The organism is Methylicorpusculum oleiharenae (assembly GCF_009828925.2).
Taxonomy (GTDB): domain Bacteria; phylum Pseudomonadota; class Gammaproteobacteria; order Methylococcales; family Methylomonadaceae; genus Methylicorpusculum; species Methylicorpusculum oleiharenae.
In genome coordinates this window covers 679806-697941 of record NZ_WUTY02000001.1, presented here as the reverse complement: position 1 = coordinate 697941, position 18136 = coordinate 679806, and the positions used below count along the sequence as shown (strand labels likewise).

General features: G+C 47.4%; 17 protein-coding genes. 3 read left to right on the top strand and 14 right to left on the bottom strand.

Going from position 1 to position 18136, the window contains the following annotated elements; all coding sequences use genetic code 11:
* Nucleotides 1–10: 10 nt before the first annotated feature.
* The 9 genes from GO003_RS03275 to GO003_RS03235 all read right to left on the bottom strand — a co-directional run bounded on the left by GO003_RS03275 (nucleotide 11) and on the right by GO003_RS03235 (nucleotide 9534).
* Nucleotides 11–277 carry a YbeD family protein gene (locus GO003_RS03275; protein WP_159651670.1) on the bottom strand — a complete coding sequence of 89 codons (267 nt, stop codon included), beginning with the start codon at nucleotides 275–277 and terminating at the stop codon, nucleotides 11–13.
* Nucleotides 277–1116 (bottom strand): D-amino acid aminotransferase, encoded by an 840-nt coding sequence (locus GO003_RS03270; protein ID WP_231089171.1) that lies wholly within the window; start codon nucleotides 1114–1116, stop codon nucleotides 277–279. The genes GO003_RS03275 and GO003_RS03270 overlap by 1 nt, the downstream gene beginning before the upstream one ends.
* A gap of 2 nt (nucleotides 1117–1118) precedes the next feature.
* Entirely contained in the window at nucleotides 1119–2303 is a 1185-nt protein-coding gene (locus tag GO003_RS03265) for a D-alanyl-D-alanine carboxypeptidase family protein (RefSeq protein ID WP_159651672.1), read from the bottom strand.
* A 528-nt stretch (nucleotides 2304–2831) separates the two neighbouring features.
* On the bottom strand, nucleotides 2832–3953 hold the full coding sequence (gene mltB, locus GO003_RS03260) for a lytic murein transglycosylase B (protein WP_159651674.1): 1122 nt from the start codon (nucleotides 3951–3953) through the stop codon (nucleotides 2832–2834).
* 2 nt (nucleotides 3954–3955) lie between these two features.
* Nucleotides 3956–5086 (bottom strand): rod shape-determining protein RodA, encoded by a 1131-nt coding sequence (rodA, locus tag GO003_RS03255; RefSeq protein ID WP_159651676.1) that lies wholly within the window; start codon nucleotides 5084–5086, stop codon nucleotides 3956–3958.
* Nucleotides 5076–6923: a penicillin-binding protein 2 gene (gene mrdA, locus GO003_RS03250; RefSeq protein ID WP_159651678.1), complete on the bottom strand. Its 1848-nt coding sequence runs from the start codon at nucleotides 6921–6923 to the stop codon at nucleotides 5076–5078. The genes rodA and mrdA overlap by 11 nt, the downstream gene beginning before the upstream one ends.
* Nucleotides 6924–6928: 5 nt before the next feature.
* Nucleotides 6929–7411, bottom strand: coding sequence for a rod shape-determining protein MreD (mreD, locus tag GO003_RS03245; protein ID WP_159651680.1), 483 nt, complete (start codon nucleotides 7409–7411; stop codon nucleotides 6929–6931).
* On the bottom strand, nucleotides 7404–8318 hold the full coding sequence (gene mreC / locus GO003_RS03240) for a rod shape-determining protein MreC (RefSeq protein ID WP_159651682.1): 915 nt from the start codon (nucleotides 8316–8318) through the stop codon (nucleotides 7404–7406). The genes mreD and mreC overlap by 8 nt, the downstream gene beginning before the upstream one ends.
* A 172-nt stretch (nucleotides 8319–8490) precedes the next feature.
* Nucleotides 8491–9534 (bottom strand): rod shape-determining protein, encoded by a 1044-nt coding sequence (locus GO003_RS03235; protein ID WP_159651684.1) that lies wholly within the window; start codon nucleotides 9532–9534, stop codon nucleotides 8491–8493.
* Between the two features lie 109 nt (nucleotides 9535–9643).
* On the opposite strand from GO003_RS03235, the gene gatC reads away from it, so the two are divergent.
* The 3 genes from gatC (at nucleotide 9644) to gatB (ending at nucleotide 13009) form a co-directional block, all read left to right on the top strand.
* On the top strand, nucleotides 9644–9931 hold the full coding sequence (gatC, locus tag GO003_RS03230) for an Asp-tRNA(Asn)/Glu-tRNA(Gln) amidotransferase subunit GatC (RefSeq protein ID WP_159651686.1): 288 nt from the start codon (nucleotides 9644–9646) through the stop codon (nucleotides 9929–9931).
* A gap of 174 nt (nucleotides 9932–10105) precedes the next feature.
* Nucleotides 10106–11557, top strand: coding sequence for an Asp-tRNA(Asn)/Glu-tRNA(Gln) amidotransferase subunit GatA (gene gatA, locus GO003_RS03225; protein WP_159651688.1), 1452 nt, complete (start codon nucleotides 10106–10108; stop codon nucleotides 11555–11557).
* Between the two features lie 9 nt (nucleotides 11558–11566).
* Entirely contained in the window at nucleotides 11567–13009 is a 1443-nt protein-coding gene (gene gatB / locus GO003_RS03220) for an Asp-tRNA(Asn)/Glu-tRNA(Gln) amidotransferase subunit GatB (RefSeq protein WP_159651690.1), read from the top strand.
* 98 nt (nucleotides 13010–13107) lie between these two features.
* On the opposite strand, the gene GO003_RS03215 is transcribed toward gatB, so the two are convergent.
* The 5 genes from GO003_RS03215 to GO003_RS03195 form a co-directional block, all read right to left on the bottom strand.
* Nucleotides 13108–13707: an HdeD family acid-resistance protein gene (locus tag GO003_RS03215; protein ID WP_159651692.1), complete on the bottom strand. Its 600-nt coding sequence runs from the start codon at nucleotides 13705–13707 to the stop codon at nucleotides 13108–13110.
* A 1054-nt stretch (nucleotides 13708–14761) separates the two neighbouring features.
* A complete protein-coding gene (locus GO003_RS03210; RefSeq protein WP_159651694.1) occupies nucleotides 14762–15244 on the bottom strand; it encodes a cytochrome P460 family protein in 483 nt (160 codons plus the stop codon).
* Between the two features lie 290 nt (nucleotides 15245–15534).
* A complete protein-coding gene (locus GO003_RS03205) occupies nucleotides 15535–16635 on the bottom strand; it encodes a protein-glutamate methylesterase/protein-glutamine glutaminase (RefSeq protein ID WP_159651696.1) in 1101 nt (366 codons plus the stop codon).
* A gap of 59 nt (nucleotides 16636–16694) precedes the next feature.
* Nucleotides 16695–17291: a chemotaxis protein CheD gene (locus tag GO003_RS03200; RefSeq protein ID WP_159651698.1), complete on the bottom strand. Its 597-nt coding sequence runs from the start codon at nucleotides 17289–17291 to the stop codon at nucleotides 16695–16697.
* Nucleotides 17288–18094, bottom strand: coding sequence for a CheR family methyltransferase (locus tag GO003_RS03195; RefSeq protein ID WP_159651700.1), 807 nt, complete (start codon nucleotides 18092–18094; stop codon nucleotides 17288–17290). The genes GO003_RS03200 and GO003_RS03195 overlap by 4 nt, the downstream gene beginning before the upstream one ends.
* Between the last annotated feature and the right edge of the window lie 42 nt (nucleotides 18095–18136).

The following is an 18136-nucleotide window of genomic DNA, read 5'->3' as shown; positions in this document are numbered from 1 at the left end:
GGACCGCGAATCAGAGTGCCATCAGCACATGAGGCGAGTCAGTGAGGTCTTGATAGATCGCATCCAGTTGTTGTTTACTGGTTGCAGTAATCGTAACCGTGACGGCGGTGTATTTTCCACCTTTACTCGGACGCGATTGAACCGAATTTTCGTGAATATTTTCTACATGCCTGCGTACAATTTCCACGACATGCAAATCCAGTTCAATCGTACTCGTTCCCATTGCTTTAATGGGAAATTGGCAGGGAAATTGTAAAACGGATTCTTGTTCGCTCATTATTGTGCTTTTTTGAATGCTTGATAAAGTTGATTCATTTTGTGCCACAGTGGGCCGGGTTTACCGTCGGCAATATCAGCGCCATCCAGATTAACAACAGGAATAATCTCCCGGGTCGAACTGGTGAGCCAAATTTCACTGGCAGATTTCAACGCTTCGAATGCAATGATGTCTTCACAGAAGGATATGGCGTTGGTTTCGGCAATTTCAAGAATTAAATCACGGGTGATGCCGGGTAAAATTTCAGGGCCTTTGGGGGGGGTGATTAAAACACCGTCCAGCACGACAAAAATATTACTGGCCGCACCTTCAGTCACATAATCTTCTTTGACCAGGATGGCTTCAGCGCAGCCTTGGTCGACAGCGGCCTGCCTTTGCAGAATATTGGCCAGTAAAGTAATGGCTTTTATGTTGCAGTGTCCCCAGCGGTTATCTTTAACGGTCATCGCTTTGACACCTTGTTCCAGATTAGGCAAAGGAACAATGGGTGAGCTCATCGCAAAAACGGTTGGGACAGTAGGGTTGGGGAACGCATGATCGCGTTTGGGCGCTACACCTCGTGTAATCTGAAGGTATATGTATTGGTCCTGATCCGTCGTCAGTAACGGCTGTAATATTTGTGACCACTGCTCACGGCTGTGCGGGTTGGCCAGACGGATGCTGTCAAGACTGTTTTCCAGTCGTTCCAGATGTTCCTGTAAGCGGAACAAGCGGCCGGAATAGGCTGGGATGACTTCGTATATACCGTCGCCGAATAAAAAACCACGGTCAAGAACCGAGACTTTTGCTTCGTTCAGCGGAAGATATTCACCATTCAGATAGACAGTTTTAGTATCAATGATCATTTTTTTACCAATAAAATAGCGGCATCATAAAGTCTTCGGAAGAGGTTGCCTTTTTCGATTGTAGACAAGGCGATGAGTTTTTGGTCAGCTATCACTTCGCCTGCCAAACTCACGTTGACTGATCCCAGGGCGTCTCCTGTTTTTACAGGCGCAAAAATTCTCTGGTCAAAGTTCATGACCGCTTTCAGGTCTTTGTATTTGCGACGCGGAATGGTGACATACAAATCATCAGCCAGTCCAAGGTTAAGAAATTTTTCGTTACCTTTCCAAACGCGGGTCTCTTTGAGAGGTTCATGACCTTTATACAGATGATGAGTTTCATAAAAGCGAAAGCCGTAATTCAGTAATGTGCGGTTTTCAGCCGTGCGCGCGCGCTCACTTTGAGTGCCCATAGCCACCGATATCAAACGCATATTGTCGCGGACAGCAGATGCGACAAGACAAAATCCGGCCTCTGCGGTATGACCGGTTTTAACGCCATCTACCGTTTCATCGGACCACAGCAATTTATTCCGGTTACGTTGCGTAATTTTGTTATACGTAAATTCTTTCAAAGAGAACCATTTGTAATATTCAGGATAATCTTTGATAAGAGTACGGGTCAAAATTCCCAGATCACGGGCGCTGGTATAGTGCTCCGGGTTAGGTAGTCCCATACTGTTGGTAAAATGAGTGTTGGTCATGCCGAGTCTTGCTGCTTGCTGGTTCATCATTTCCGCAAAGGTGGACTCATCTCCGGCGATATGTTCCGCCAGCGCCACGCTGGCATCATTACCGGATTGAATGATCACACCATGCAGTAGCTCACTGACCGTGACTTGTTTATTGACTTCAATAAACATGCGTGAACCGGGCGTACGCCAGGCATTAGGGCTGACATTAACATTTTCATCCAGCTGCAGATGGCCCTTAGTTAGCTCATTGAACGCAACATAGACCGCCATGATTTTGGTCAGACTCGCTGGGGGCAGTCTGCTGTCGGCGTTATTCTCGGCCAGAACACGTCCGCTGTTGGCATCAAGGAGAATATGCGCAGTTGCGGCAATTGCCGGTGGAGGCGGAATCAGGATTTTATCTTCACCTTGCCCTTCGGCGGCGGCTAATGTCAGAGGCGGAAAGGCCATCATGAAGGCGACAACGATAAATAAATACAGGGCTCGGTCTATCTGTAAAAGTGTCATCTTTTTAAAAACTTAAGCTATTGGAAAGGTTGCGTTATTGTACCAGTGATTGGCCTGAAATGACGGGTCAAGTTTCATTTCAGCCATTCCCGGTTTGATGTTAAAAAAGGGAGAGTCGTTAGCTTTGCGGGGATGTCGGCAGCAGGGATGCTGTCGTCAAGCCCCCATGGATGGGTTTACGGCGTTCCCTGCAATGCTTACGACTCCCCTCAAAACTTCATAAAAGTTCAAACTGGGAATTCCTGTTTATTGGGTCTAGCTGATGCGGCGTTTTACACGCTCAATAGTCTCTAAATAATCAAAGTATACCCATCGCAGATTGAAATTCGGCACCGGGGCGCCCGTCAATGGACGCCGTAAATACATCCATGTAGGCTCTATGCCAGCATCCATACTGGCAAAGCCTTTGCCGAACAACCCGTTGCCTCCTTAGGCACTGCCGAAATTTGAAGAGCGAAAGGTTTATTTTATTTCAGTCAAGGGTTAAGGTTTGTGATGATATAAATTCACGAACCTCAACCCTGTCATTTATCTGAGCGGTTTGGCTCGGGTCACCTGTTGGCGATTGGTCAGTGCCTGACTCAGCTGAAAGACGGCCATGGCATAAAGCGGACTGTGATTGTAGCGGGTAATGACAAAGAAATTGTCAAGGCCCAGCCATAAATCGTCGCCATGCGTTTGCTCAAACGCCAGGAGCTTGACCGGAAGACTGGCAGGTAAACTGGCTAGTGGCTGAACTTGATATGCTTTAAGTTTGCCAACTGTGGTATCAGTTTTAAGTGCGCTGTTTAACAAGGTTCTGTGTTTTTGACCATTAGCCGTTGCCTGATAAGCAATAGCCTGGCCTTCTTTCCATTTGTGTTTGGCAAAATAATTAGCGACGCTGGCAATGGCATCAGCCGGGTTATTCCATATATCCCGCCTGCGGTCATTTTCAAAGTCGGCTGCAAAAGACCGGTAACTGCTGGGCATGAACTGGGGTAAACCCATCGCACCGGCGTAAGAGCCAACGGGCTTTAGCGGATCTATGTTTTCTTCGCGGCACAGCAGTAAAAACTGTTCCAGCTCGCCGGTAAAAAAGGGGCTGCGCTTTGGGTAGTGAAAAGCTAGGGTTGATAACGCATCAATAACTCGGTAGCTGCCTTTGTTGCTGCCGTATTGGGTTTCGACACCGATAATGGCAACAATGATTTCTGCCGGCACTCCGGTTTGTTGTTCAACTCTTCTCAGTGTCTCGCTATTTGCCTGCCAAAACTTCAGACCGCCGTCAATGCGTGCTTCGGTCATAAAAATCTTGCGGTATTTGTGCCAAGGCATCGCTTCAGCGGGCTTGTTCATGGCATCGATAATCTTGGATTGCATGGACACGGAGTTAAACAATTGATTTAAAGCCGGTTCATCGAAGTGATGTTTCGTTACCATTTTTTTGATAAAGGCGTTGACTTGCTCCGGATTTCCAAGAGGAGTAACAGTGGCCTGTTCGAGCTGGCCTGCCTGAGGTTTGATTGCGGTGGTTTTTTGTTCAACCGGTGCGGATTCCTGACTAGGCGATGCTGCCGCTGTTTTTGTCCGGTCAGGGAGTGTTGAACAACTGCATAGAATTAAACCGGTAATACCTGTCAGTAAGGATACTTTTATTTTATTTATCATGATCAAGAGGCTAAAAATTTTTTATGAGTGTGAATGGACATGAGAATACCAAATCCCGCCAGTAGTGTAATCATCGAAGTGCCGCCGTAACTGACGAGCGGGAGAGGGACCCCGACTACGGGCAATATGCCAATTACCATGCCCATGTTAACAAAAACATAGACAAAAAAGGTAAATGACAAACTGCCCGCTAACAGCCGGCAATAGGTGTCTTGGGCTTGCAATGCGATATAAAGACAGCGGCAGATAATCGCAAGGTAGATCAGCAGCAAAACGATACAGCCTATTAAACCGAATTCTTCAGCAAACACGGCAAAAATAAAATCGGTGGAGCTTTCGGGCAGAAAATCAAGCTGGGATTGAGTGCTTCCCTGCCAGCCTTTGCCATAGAGACCGCCGGAACCGATTGCAATTTTTGACTGGATGATATGGTAGCCCCTGCCCATGGGATCCGCTTCAGGGTTTAGAAACGTCAAAACACGATCCCTCTGGTAATCCCGCATGAAATGCCATATTACCGGTGTTAACGAGGCCAGTACTATGCTCACCGAGATGATGAACTTCCAGGATAGACCGGCAAAATAAATGACGGCAGCGCCGGAACTGGCGACCAGAATAGACGTGCCCAGATCGGGTTGTTTGGCTATGAGCAATGTTGGAATAAGAATATACAAACCGGCTATGCCCAGTTGTTTCCATCTGGGCGGTAGCGCAGTTTCGGAAAGATACCAGGCGATCATCATGGGTGTTGTGATTTTTAACATTTCCGATGGCTGAAACCGGAAAAAACCCAAATCCAGCCAGCGTTGTGCACCTTTGCCTATCTCGCCCATAATCAGAACGGCGATCAGAAGGGCTACACCCATACCGTAGAGTAAGAGCGAATGGCGTTTAAATTGATAAGGGTTGATGTGAGCCAGAACCGTCATCAGAACAAATGCCGCGCCGATGCGGGCACCTTGGCGGACGAGAACCTGAATGTCCTGTCCGCTGGCGCTATAAAGCACCAGAAAGCTCAGACCGGTGACCATCAAAAGTCCGGCAAGTAATGGCACGTCAATATGAAGCTTTCTAAGAATATCGCCTATTAGAGAAGGCGGGTCCAGCTGTTCGCTGCGTAGTTCAGTTTTCATTGGCTTTGTCCTTCAAATACTGACGAATCACTTGTCCTGCAATGGGGGCCGCAACGGTGCCCCCATGACCGCCATTTTCGACAACAACGGCGACAGCAATCTGCGGGTCGTGTGCCGGTGCAAACGATATAAACAAGGCGTGGTCGCGTAGTTTAAAGTCGATTTGATTTTCATTGTATTTGGCGTCCTGTTTAACGGTAAAAACCTGAGCGGTCCCGGTTTTTCCGGCAATTTGATAATCTATGCCTCGGCTAATAACTTTGGCTGTGCCTCGGGCTCCATGCACAACACTGATCATGGCTGATGTTACCGTGTCAACATTTTGCGGTTTGAGCGGGAGCATTTTTGGCTTAGGAGCGGTCGGCAGCGAAGTAATACCGTTTGTCACCAAATGTTCAACTAAATGAGGATTGACGACATTGCCTTTGTTGGCAAGCGTTGCCGTTCCTCTGGCCAGCTGCAACGGTGTAAATTGTGTGTAGCCTTGTCCTATTCCGGTGATGACCGTTTCGCCGGGGTACCAGGATTGATTCCGAGCTTTGCGTTTCCATTTTTTGGAAGGGAGCAGGCCGGGTTTTTCACCGACCAGATCGATGCCGGACAATTCACCAAAACCAAATTCAGTCAGAAACGAATGAATCTTGTCTATGCTCAGGGCCAACGCAAGTTCATAAAAATAAACGTCGCAGGATTGAACAATTGCGGCGTTCATATCTATCGTGCCATGCCCGCCTTTTTTCCAGTCTCGGTATTTATGCTTGACATTCGGTAATTGAAAGTAGCCAGGGCAGAACTTTCTTTGTGTCGGTGTGATAGCCTGGTATTCCAGGCCGGCCAGTGCCATAAAAGGCTTAATGGTTGATCCTGGAGGATATTGTCCTCGCAGTGCCCGGTTGAACATGGGCCTTGCATCTGAGGTTTGCAGTTCGTTATAGCTGTTGCTGTCAATGCCGTAGACAAAGGGGTTGGGATCGAATCCGGGACGGCTGGCAAAGACAAGAACACCGCCGGTTTTAATTTCGATCGCAACCACTGCGCCGTTGTAGATATCCAGTGCATCATAAGCCGTTTTTTGTAAATCAATATCCAGGCTTAAGTACAGATTGGACCCGGCTATCGGATCGATTGTGTTGATCGTGCTGATAGGCCGGGATTGGGCGTTGGTTTCTATTTCTGCATAGCCTGATTTGCCATGCAAGGCTGTTTCGTAGGCCAGTTCAATACCTGCTTTACCGATATGGTGACTGCCACGGTATTCCGATGCGGGTAAGTTTTTCAGTTCTTCTTCGTTAATTCGGCCGACATAACCAATTACATGAGATGTCAAGACATCGTAAGGGTAGTTTCTGACCAGCCGCGCTTGAATATCAACGCCGGGAAAATAAGGTCTGACAGTTGCAAATCGGGCTATTTCCTCTTCGGACATGCGCAGCAATAAAGGGATGCTGGTGAAGCGCTTTTCACGTTTTCTGAGTTTCTGGTAAAGCTCAATCTTTTCATCCGGAATTTCAAGCAGCTTTTGAAGGCGGGCAAGCGTGTCATCCATGTCTTTAATTTGTTCGGGAATCAATTCCAGACTGAATGTAGGTGTGTTCTCGGCAAGCACTCTTCCTTTTCTATCGAAAATAATGCCGCGAGTGGGGGGGAGCGGCGCTATCTTGATGTGGTTGTTATTAGCCAGTGTCGAGTAATGATCGTGACCGATGATTTGCAGATAGATTAATCTGACAATGAGTCCTGTACTTAACAAGCCGATAAAAATTAGCGCAATTGCCGCCCGGCGGACAAAAATGCGATTTTCTTCATGGGTGTTTTTTATGGTGTGCGATCTCGACATGGCGCTTATCGGGAGCGATTATGGAGTCTAACTACCCGAAGAAAGGAGTAAACCAATGGCCAGCAAACGGTTCCTGTTAACACTGGCAGCCAGAATGATGCCTGAAATCTGAGCGGTGCATGCAGATTTTCCAGCCAAAATGTCAGAAATTGTGAACAGAACAGGCATAGCATAATAAACAAACCTTGCTGCGGCAGAGGGTATTGACGCAACCGTTTGTGCAGTTTAAGGCTGAAAAAAGCAGCCAGGGAATAAGTCAGTGCATGTAATCCCAGCATTCGCCCTGTCAATATATCGGTGAGGATGCCAACCGTCAGTCCTGTAAAAATGCCGCGCCGTTCAGGCGAGGCTAAAGACCAATAAATGACGGTCAGTAATATCCAGTCAGGATTATAGGCCGTTAAGGGTTCCTGCCACGGCGCAATTCTAAGGCACATGGCGAGAATAATGGAGAGGACGAGCCTGAGCAGGCTGGATGGGTTATTCATGGTTCGACTCGATACTTATTTCGGGCGTTTCCTGGCTGAATAAGGGCACAGGTTCTCTGTTGCTCCATACAATCAGTAATTCACGGCTTTTGTTGAGTTGCGCCTTAGGGGTTGCAAAAATTTCTGCAAAAGGTTTATTGGGTTGATAATTGATTTCGTCAACTACAGCTACCGGATAGCCTTGAGGAAAAGCTCCGCCCAATCCTGACGTTATCAGTAAGTCGCCTTTTTTGATATCCGAATTGTTGGGTAAAAAAGGCAGTTTGATGCGGTTGATCTGACCGCTGCCCACAGCAATGGTTCGCAGGCCGTTCCGGTTGACTTGAACCGGTATGGCATGGCTAGGATCAGTGATAAGCATGACTTCAGAGCTAAAGGGTAAAGCCCGTATGATTTGTCCGACAACACCATAGGCATCAAGCACCGGTTGTTCCGGATGGACACCGAAGCGTGAGCCTTTATTAACCAGCACCACATGTTCGTAGGGTGCCAGATTGACCGAGAGCAGTTCGGCTACCAATACCTGTTCACCCAACTTGAAAGATTTTTCGAGTAAAGCGCGCAAACGGATATTTTCACGTTCCAGTGCGGCAAATTTCAATAGCTGAGTTTTATAAATCAACTCGTCCTGTTTGAGCTTTTCGTTCTCTTCTTTTAACTTGTGCATGTTCATCACGGTTTCAACTGTCGAAGAAACCAGATGGATAGGCGCGTCTACCAAATTGTGGATAGGGTACACTAGGACTGACAGAGCGGCACGAGCGCTCTCAAGCCGCGTTCCTCTGTGCTCTGTAATCAAGAGCGTCAAGGATAACAATACCGCGACCAGCAGGCGTGTGTTAAGCGATGGGCCGGTGGCAAATAGTGGGTTGATAGCGAAATGCCTCTGGGAGCAAAAACAGGACAACAAGCAAGACCTAGGTCCGCTTCAATTATTTTATAGAAAAACGTATAACAGAATTTTTATTTCAAAATCCGGCAACTAGATTTTTTCCGCTCTGCTATCTTCCGGAGCGAGGATAAAAGTAAGCCGGATTTTGATCAGTAACGCTGCTTTTATTTGATTGCCGGGATGCCGGTTATTCCAAAGAAAATGCCGACGCGCCTTTTTTATCGAGCATTTCCAGGACCATGCCGCCGCCCCTGGCCACGCAAGTTAGCGGATCGTCTGCGATATAGACCGGTAACCCTGTTTCTTCAGCAATCAATCTATCAATGTCTTTAAGTAAAGCGCCGCCGCCAGTGAGGACGATGCCGCGATTCGCGACATCCGCACCCAATTCAGGAGGGGTTTGTTCCAGCGCAACTTTGACCGATCCAACGATGCCCGCCAACGGATCTTGTAATGCCTCTAAAATTTCATTGCTGTTTAGTGAGAAACTTCTGGGTACGCCTTCTGCCAGGTTACGGCCTTTGACTTCGATTTCTTTCACTTCGCTGCCGGGGTAGGCTGCGCCGATTTCGTGCTTGATTCTTTCAGCTGTCGCTTCACCAATCAAGGTGCCGTAATTACGGCGAACATAATTTATGATGGCTTCATCGAACCGGTCTCCGCCAATCCGTACCGATGCCGAGTAAACAATGCCGTTCAATGAAATAACAGCCACTTCGGACGTGCCGCCACCAATGTCCAAGACCATGGAGCCTTGTGCTTCGTCTACCGGTAATCCTGCGCCCACTGCTGCCGACATCGGCTCTTCAATCAAATACACTTCGCGGGCTCCTGCCATAGAGGCTGACTCGCGAATGGCCCTACGTTCCACTTGAGTTGATCCGCAAGGTACACAGATCAAAATACGAGGGCTGGGTCTTAATAATTTGTTTTCATGCACTTTTTCTATGAAATAGCGCAGCATGCGTTCGGTCACGGCAAAGTCGGCAATGACGCCGTCTTTTAAAGGACGAATTGCGGTAATGTTGCCCGGTGTCCGGCCCAGCATCATTTTCGCTTCAGTACCTACGGCTGCAATGGTTTTATGGCCGCGAATCTTGTCTTCCTTGATAGCGACTACGGAGGGTTCGTTCAATACGATTCCTTTACCAGGGACGTATATCAATGTGTTTGCGGTGCCTAAATCAATCGATAGATCATTTGAGAACAGACCGCGAATTCTTTTGAACATCTTAACCGGTTTCCTTAGCGAGTAAATTGCATTACTTTATCAATCATGCGGGTATTTGAGCAAGATATAAAGTATCATATTGCTATTAAATGTTAATGGAGTAAGTAAAGTGTCGTTAACGGCTGATGATGTAAAAAAAATCGCGCATTTGGCGCGTTTGGGGATTAACCCTCAAGATGAAGGCAACTATGCCCAGGATCTATCCGGTATTCTGGATTTGATGGTGCAAATGGGTACGCTTGATACCTGTGAAGTACTCCCCATGGCGCACCCAATGGATCAATCACAACGTTTGCGACCTGATAAAGTGACCGAACAAAATCAACGGGAAAAGTTTCAGGCCATTGCGCCTCAGGTTGAGGAAGGTCTTTACCTGGTTCCCAAAGTCATTGAATAAGAGGATTAAAAGTGTTGTCCGAAGTAGTGCAGACGGGACTCTTTATATCCATTTCAAATACAATCTAACTTGCATTCAACGCGTAAGCTGTCTCTATCCTTATAGAAAGGATAATGAAACCTTTACGCTGAACAGTTACAAAATCAATCAAAAATAACCGAGATTATATTGACCATGCATAATAAAACCATCGCCGAACTGGCTAGAGGGTTACGCAGCGGCGAATTTTCGAGTGTCGAACTGACCCGGATTTTTCTTGACAGAATTACCCAACACCAAAATCTCAATGCGTTTGTCACGGTAACTCCGGATCAAGCTTTGGCTCAAGCGGAAGCGGCTGATAAAAGGTTGGCGGAAGGTTCCTCCGGTTTGCTGACAGGTATACCCATTGCGCAAAAAGACATATTTTGCACGGATGGGATTAAAACCAGTTGCGGTTCAAAAATGCTGGATAACTTTATTGCCCCCTATGATGCAACCGTCGTAACCAAATTCAATGATGCCGGGGCAGTGATGCTGGGCAAATTAAACATGGATGAGTTTGCGATGGGTTCTTCCAATGAAACAAGTTATTACGGTCCTGTCCTTAATCCCTGGGATACCAAGACAGTGCCGGGTGGTTCATCGGGTGGCTCTGCCGCTGCTGTCGCCGCTCGTCTGGTCCCTGGCGTAACAGGTACCGATACTGGCGGTTCGATCCGGCAACCCGCTGCATTGTGCGGGATTACCGGATTGAAACCAACCTATGGCCGGGTGTCTCGCTATGGCATGATCGCCTATGCCTCCAGTCTGGATCAGGGCGGCCCTATGACCAGAACCGCTGAAGATGCGGCCATTTTGTTGCAAACCATGGCCGGATTTGATGAAAAAGATTCCACCAGCGTTGATAAGCCGGTACCGGATTACCTGGCAAGTATTAATCAGAAACTGGACGGACTGACCATCGGCTTGCCCAAGGAATTTTTTGGCGAAGGCCTTGATACCGGGATTGCGGCAATTATCGAAGCTGCCGTTGATGAATACCGTCGGCTTGGGGCAACCGTCAAAGAAGTGTCCATGCCCAACCTGAAATATGCGATTCCGGCTTATTACATCATTGCGCCAGCAGAGTGTTCGGCTAATTTATCCCGTTTTGACGGGGTCAGATTCGGTTATCGCTGTGAAAATCCGGCAGACCTGACCGATCTTTACACCCGATCACGGGGCGAAGCCTTTGGCAAGGAAGTAAAACGGCGGATTTTGATAGGCACTTATGCGTTATCAGCCGGTTATTACGACGCTTATTATCTAAAAGCCCAAAAGGTGCGACGGCTTATTAGCGAGGATTTTAAGAAGGCCTTTTCAGAAGTCGATGTCATCATGGGGCCGGTTACCCCGTCTACCGCGTTTGGCCTGGGCGAAAAAACCGGCGATCCGATTCAGATGTATTTGTCTGACATTTACACCATTGCTATCAATTTGGCCGGTCTTCCCGCCATTTCTATTCCGGCCGGGTTTTTAAATGCGATGCCGGTAGGTTTGCAAATTATCGGTCAGTATTTCGCTGAGGATCGCTTGCTGAATGTGGCGCATCACTATCAGCAAGTCACCGATTGGCATCAGCGGTCCCCTAAAGGTTTTGAGTAAGGAGAACACATGGACAATCAAAAATGGGAAGTTGTGATCGGTCTGGAAATTCATACCCAGTTGGCAACTCAATCCAAAATTTTTTCAGGAGCACCCATCGCTTATGGCGCCGAGCCCAATGTTCAAGCTTGTGCCGTTGATTTGGGCTTGCCCGGTGTGCTGCCGGTTTTAAATGAAGAAGCGGTCAGGATGGCCGTTAAATTCGGTCTGGCCATTGAAGCCGAGATTGCGCCTTATTCGGTTTTCGCGCGGAAAAATTATTTTTACCCGGATTTGCCCAAAGGCTATCAGATCAGTCAGTTCGAACTGCCTATCGTCGGCAAGGGCTATCTGGATATAGAAGTCGACGGTGTCAAAAAACGCATTGGGGTAACCCGTGCACATTTGGAAGAAGATGCCGGTAAATCGCTGCATGAGGATTTTCATGGTTTGACCGGAATCGATTTAAATCGAGCCGGCACACCGCTGCTGGAAATCGTTTCAGAGCCGGACATGCGCTCAGCCAAAGAGGCTGTGGCTTATATGCGTCAATTGCATGAATTGGTGCGTTATCTGGAAATTTGCGACGGTAACATGCAGGAAGGCTCTTTCCGCTGCGATGCCAATGTCTCGGTAAGACCAAAAGGTCAAAGTGAATTCGGAACCCGTGCCGAAATCAAAAATATCAACTCGTTTAAATTTGTCGAAAAAGCCATCAACCATGAAATTGAAAGGCAGATTGATTTGATTGAGATGGGCGGTAGAGTCGTCCAGGAAACCCGGCTATACGATGCCAATAAAGATGAAACGCGGTCCATGCGCAGCAAGGAAGAAGCCAACGATTACCGTTATTTTCCGGACCCCGACTTACTGCCGGTGTCTATTTCCGAAGCATTAAAAACACAAATCAAAGCCACTCTGCCGGAATTGCCGGGCGCTAAAAAGCAGCGTTTTATCGAGCAATACGCCCAGGATGATGAAAGCGCAACTACGTTGACTTCATCGCGCGAGTTAGCCGATTTTTACGAACAAGTGGTTCAGCAATCAGGTGGACAAGCCAAACTGGCTACCAACTGGATGACCGGCGATGTGCTGGGTGCGCTCAACAAAGCCGGTTTGGATATCAGTCATTGCCCGGTCAGCCCTGAGCGCTTGTCCGGTCTGATCAAACGCATTGCCGACAACACCATTTCAGGCAAAATCGCCAAACAGGTATTCGATAAATTGTGGAACGGCACTGCCACAGCCGATGACATCATCGAGCAGGATGGTCTGGTGCAAATCACCGACATGGGGGCGATCGAAGCTATCATCGATACTATCATTGCCAATAACCAGGGTCAGGTCGAACAATTCCGCAGCGGTAAAGATAAGGTGTTTGGGTTTTTCGTCGGACAGGTGATGAAGGAGACCCAGGGTAAGGCTAATCCTGCCGAAGTCAATAAGATGCTGATGGCGAAGTTAAAGGGTTAGCTTGTCTTTTTGCCGGTAATCATTTTGTATTAGTCGGTTAGGTTGGGTTAGCTCGTAGGGCCTGCCCCAACTCTACACTGAATAATAACCGCTAACGATCAGGAGTTCACGGGCTCTTGGTTATTGTGGGCTTTAACCCAATAGGCAAACATTATGCCCGCCCATCCTCGCAACCCGATTTCGGCGCTAAGGCATAAGGCAAGAAACCAGACGGCGGATGACGGCCACTCCAGCCAGATAAGCAGACCGAGGAAAATAGATACTCCGGCACCTACCGATGTCGATACCACATTAGGTAACTGTGTGGCATAGGCCAGAGTCAGTCGAAAAATCCCTTTGATCATTAAAAATGCTGCAATCAAAAGACTCAGTCTGATGGGGTCGTCTCCGATGCTGAATATGATCAAGCCGGAAACCACGACATCCAAAACACCGTTTTGCAGGTTTAGAAAAAAACTTCTCAAATCCTTAGTAATAGCCGCATCGAAACATTCCAGGCAACCGACAATAAAAATAACTACGCCACAAACAGGCAGCCAGGAGAAATCCCGTATCTGCATGATTATTACATCAGGTTTAAATAAGGTGGAGAATACCAAAAGAGTTCCGGCAATTAACATGACAATTCCCCGAAACAGCAGTCTGCGCCAATCGGTTCCGGCATATTCCAAATTGGAAAAGTTCTCACGCAGTTTCATTTTTCCTCCACGTTTGAATTAAACAGAAATTTATTTGATCCTGATCGAATCGGGTTGGGAAAGAAGCAAGCATTTAGCCAGAAAAACAATGTTAATTATCCAATAAGGCCGATCTTAGTGGTGAGAAATGATTTATTAATCGAATAAACTTTACGAATTCGTTGATTTTCTTGTCGCTAACTAGTGAGGGCAAGCTCCGTTCACTGATTAATACTCTAACAGATTCTGATGGTTTCAGTACCACCCGGTTGGAGCATTTTAGCGTCGTTTAGGGGCAAGGCAAGTCTGGCGAGGCACGCCGTGAAACCTTCCATGGGGGACTTGACGATAGCAATCCTGCTATCGACATCCTCGCCAAACTCACCTTACCCAGGGCAAACGCATTAAAACACTATAGAAAATCAGATAGTTAAAATATTCCTTTTTCCGGATTTACTATAAGACTCGGTTGATTTGAAACCTAAAAAAGGCTATGTGTCGCTATCGCGATGTTTATGTGGAATCGGTTCGCGGACCGACAACCGCGATACTACTACGAAACCCATCCTTGGGTTTCGCCCTTCGGGCCAGCTAAAGCTGTTCAAAATCGTTCACGTCGATTTTGTCTTTGCTTGTCCAAAGAAAAGTATCCAAAAGAAAAGACACCCGAAGGCCGCTGCATCCTGCGCGCTGACGATTTTGCCGAGGGTTTTCGGATGGGCTATCCCTAGCCCTCCGAAAACGAGCGGCATCCCTGCCGCTCCCCTAGCGGGCTGTTCTCTGCAAAATAGCCAGTGCTCGGCGCGGCCTAACGGGCCCCAGGGAGAGGCATCACAAGTTAAACCAAATGGACTATTCGTTCTAAGTAACCGGTAACATATTGATATATTAATTATTTTAATGCGTTTACCCTGTCACCTTACCCTTCTTTAGTGTCAAATTGGGAATTGCTGTTACGATTGGAAAAGATGCTTGCTGACTTTCGAGGCCATTAGAAAGGTGACAAGCCGCTCAAGCCTTGAGGGGGGCTTAGCAAGAACGGCTTGTCAAACGCTTGATAATTAAATTTAATCCGTTATTTTCGATATTCGGAAAAGACATAGTCCTTGTCTTTTTCTGAGGTGTGGCAAGCAAAGCATGACGCGCCGCCATCTTTAACGAGACGTTCTGTTTTGCTGTCACCGGAGAAACCTTCAAATCCCCAGCCTCCGGTTGCGGCATATTTTTTGGCACTCTTTTGCATAACGCCGACCAGTTTTCTTTCGCCTTCCTGAATAGACTTGTCTTTTTCCTGATAATTGAGCAGATCGAAGACGAGTATGGCGCCGTCTTCGTACTTGCCTGTTTTTAGTCCGGTTTCAGCTAATGCGTTCGCATAAACGTGGTGGATGCCTTGAAATGGATTTTCCAGAGCATGGCCCGGTTGTATCAGCATGGATTTGGCATGTAGCCAGTTTCTGTAGCCTTCGGGATATGGGACGCTTTGTTCCTGGGCAGATACGGCGGTTGAAAGAGTAAATAAGGTGCATGAGATGAGGGTCAAAATACTGTTTTTCATGATGTTATCTCCCATCAAGTGGATTGACTCAATAGTTTCGCTTCGAAACTATTGAGTGTTTTAACCCCATTCTCTTAATTTGTCAAATTGGTATTGATTCGCTATCTTAATTCAGAACTAAGATCCAGCAATTCCCAGTTTGAACTGATAATGCGGCCTTGAGGGTAGGTGTAAGCCTTGCAAGGAACGTCGTAGACCCCTCCATGGCGCTTGACGGCAGTATCCCTGCTGCCGACATTCCCGCAAAGTTTACGCCTACCCTTTTGTGTCATCAAATTGGGAATTGCTGACTAAGATCCTTTTAGAAAGCGAGCCCGGTTGGGAGAGTGGATAATCAGGTTGGGGATTGCCGATAAAGGCAGTTCGCCATCAGTACCGCCATGTTTGACGGCCTCTTTGGGCATGCCGTATACAACGCAGCTGTTTTCATCCTGCGCTACCGTCAAGGCGCCGGTATCGTGTAGCTCTTTCATGCCGCGTGCGCCGTCATCTCCCATGCCCGTCATAATGATACCAAGCGCGTTTTGACCTGCGGCTTGGGCTGTAGATCGAAAAAGAACGTCCACGGACGGGCGATGACGGCTGACCAAGGGGCCGTCTTTGATTTCTACCCTGTACTGTGCGCCGCTACGTCTTAACAGCATGTGTTTGCCGCCCGGAGCGATTAAAACCAAACCGGGAATGACCCGGTCGTTTTGCTCCGCTTCTTTAACGGTGACTTGGCAAAGACTGTCCAGGCGTTTTGCAAACGCTGCGGTAAAGGCTTCCGGCATATGCTGGACGATAATAATTCCCGGGACTGATCGCGGCAAACGCGTCAGCACATATTCCAGTGCCTGGGTCCCGCCTGTAGAGGTTCCTATAGATACCACTCTATCGGTCGTTTCGTGGATACTGCTTGCATGGGGGGCAATGATGGCATCGGCGTTGAGTTTGGGCTGCGATTCCATGATTGATTTTTTCGGACTGCCCGTACTCATTCGGCCAACTCTGGCGTGGGACGCGCCTTTTATTGCATCCGCCAATAGGGTTTTTGAATCCTGGAGAAAACCTTTTAGATTGACAGTCGGTTTGGTAATGATGTCAACCGCACCAGCACTCATCGCCTGCATGGTGACTTCCGCCCCCTTTGCCGTGAGCGTTGAGCAAATCACCACGGGGGTGGGATGTTCCTGCATCAGTTTTTTTAGAAAGGTGATACCGTCCATGCGCGGCATCTCAATGTCCAGAACAATGACGTCCGGCCAGTCTGTTTCCATCCGTTTCAGAGCAAACAGAGGATCGGGTGCCGAGCCGATAACTGTGATGCCCGCTATGCTGCTCAACAGGGCGGTCAAGACCTGCCTGACTACGGCTGAATCGTCGACGATAAATACTTTGATGTCCGCCATAAAACCTGTTGTGTTGATATGGTTAATAAAGATTTCAGCCGTTTAATTGCCGGGCAACGTTACCAGAAATCGGCTGAACTCTGGGTCTTTTCACGCTCGTCAATACTTTGTTTCCAGTAACGGCGTTCTTCATTTTCCAGTAGCCGTTCTTGTTGATCACCGATTTTTTTTATGAAGACTGAATAATCCGTGCCGACAAAATGGACATTCCGTCCGTGATTACCTCCCAAACAGGAGCCGACTATCGGAATTCGTTCGTTTTTTAGAAACTCCTTAATAAACAAAACGTTAACGTCGCCGACAGTGTTTTTGTTTTCCCTGTCCTCACGCAATTTCAAGACATTGCCGCCGCCGAAACATTTGGCTTTTAAGTGTAGCTTGTTCGCGCCCATTTTCATCATATCGTTGATCAGTAATTCCATCGCATAAATACCATAACGACCTTCTTCAGACTGAATGATAGGCATGTTATGCGCATGAAATCGGTAAGCCAGTAAAAAATGGTTCATACCAAACACCTGATTGACCGGATCGAACAGGCAGGCTGATACGCAGGAGCCTAACAGTGTGGAAATGACTTCTTTACGGCGTGTTACATAATATTCGCCCGGGTCGATAATGATCCGCTGGGTGTTTTTGAAGGGTTGGACTTTCATGGTTTCCGATAAATCGAAGGTTTGATACTTTGTAATTGGTCAGTAATACGATGCAGACTTTCGGAATGGCTGACAAAGAAATAGCCGCCGGGTTTTAGAGTCGTTGCGAGCCGCTCAACAACCTGTTTTTTAGTATCCTGGTCAAAATAAATCAAAACGTTGCGTAAAAAAATAACATCGAATTTACCGATGCCGGTCGGTAACGGTTGCATCAGATTGACTTGTTGAAAGTTCACCCTGTCCCGCAACTTCTGGTCAACTTTAAAAAAACCGGCTTGCGAACGCACGCCTTTCAGACAATATTTTTCCATGAGTGACATGTCCATTTGTTCCAGTCTATCCATCGTATAGACGCCTTGTTTAGCTATATCCAAGACACGAGTACTTAAATCGGAACCTAAAATTTCCCAACGCCGCATCCCCAGATCTTGGGCCATCACCATGGCCAGACTGTAAGCTTCTTCGCCGGATGAACTGGCTGCACTCCACAGCCTGAAATGCTCACCCCGCCAGTTTTTTATAATTTCTTGGCGGAAAAAGTCAAAGTGCTTGGGTTCACGAAAGAAATAGGTTTCGTTAGTGGTAAGAATATTGACCATCATCTGAAATTCCATAGGATGGTCACGTTGGGTGGCTAACTGAAAATATTCTCCATAAGTTGAAACGCCATAGTAATCCAGCCTTTTAGCAAGTCTGCTGGCCACCATAACTTTTTTTTCCGGTATCAGTGCAATACCGGCATGGTCGTAAATCAGGCGCCTGAACCGATCAAATTCTTCAAGTGTAATCGGTGAAATACTCAAACAGTCCTCACAGTGTAAAAAGTAACAGGCAAATTTAAAAAG

Coding starts and splice junctions, on each gene's coding strand:
- GO003_RS03265 (WP_159651672.1), bottom strand. CDS start 2,303: ATGACACTTTTACAGATAGACCGAGCCCTGTATTTATTTATCGTTGTC.
- mrdA (WP_159651678.1), bottom strand. CDS start 6,923: ATGTCGAGATCGCACACCATAAAAAACACCCATGAAGAAAATCGCATT.
- GO003_RS03215 (WP_159651692.1), bottom strand. CDS start 13,707: ATGAAACTGCGTGAGAACTTTTCCAATTTGGAATATGCCGGAACCGAT.
- gatA (WP_159651688.1), top strand. CDS start 10,106: ATGCATAATAAAACCATCGCCGAACTGGCTAGAGGGTTACGCAGCGGC.
- GO003_RS03210 (WP_159651694.1), bottom strand. CDS start 15,244: ATGAAAAACAGTATTTTGACCCTCATCTCATGCACCTTATTTACTCTT.
- gatB (WP_159651690.1), top strand. CDS start 11,567: ATGGACAATCAAAAATGGGAAGTTGTGATCGGTCTGGAAATTCATACC.
- GO003_RS03235 (WP_159651684.1), bottom strand. CDS start 9,534: ATGTTCAAAAGAATTCGCGGTCTGTTCTCAAATGATCTATCGATTGAT.
- GO003_RS03200 (WP_159651698.1), bottom strand. CDS start 17,291: ATGAAAGTCCAACCCTTCAAAAACACCCAGCGGATCATTATCGACCCG.
- GO003_RS03275 (WP_159651670.1), bottom strand. CDS start 277: ATGAGCGAACAAGAATCCGTTTTACAATTTCCCTGCCAATTTCCCATT.
- GO003_RS03205 (WP_159651696.1), bottom strand. CDS start 16,635: ATGGCGGACATCAAAGTATTTATCGTCGACGATTCAGCCGTAGTCAGG.
- mreD (WP_159651680.1), bottom strand. CDS start 7,411: ATGAATAACCCATCCAGCCTGCTCAGGCTCGTCCTCTCCATTATTCTC.
- mltB (WP_159651674.1), bottom strand. CDS start 3,953: ATGATAAATAAAATAAAAGTATCCTTACTGACAGGTATTACCGGTTTA.
- rodA (WP_159651676.1), bottom strand. CDS start 5,086: ATGAAAACTGAACTACGCAGCGAACAGCTGGACCCGCCTTCTCTAATA.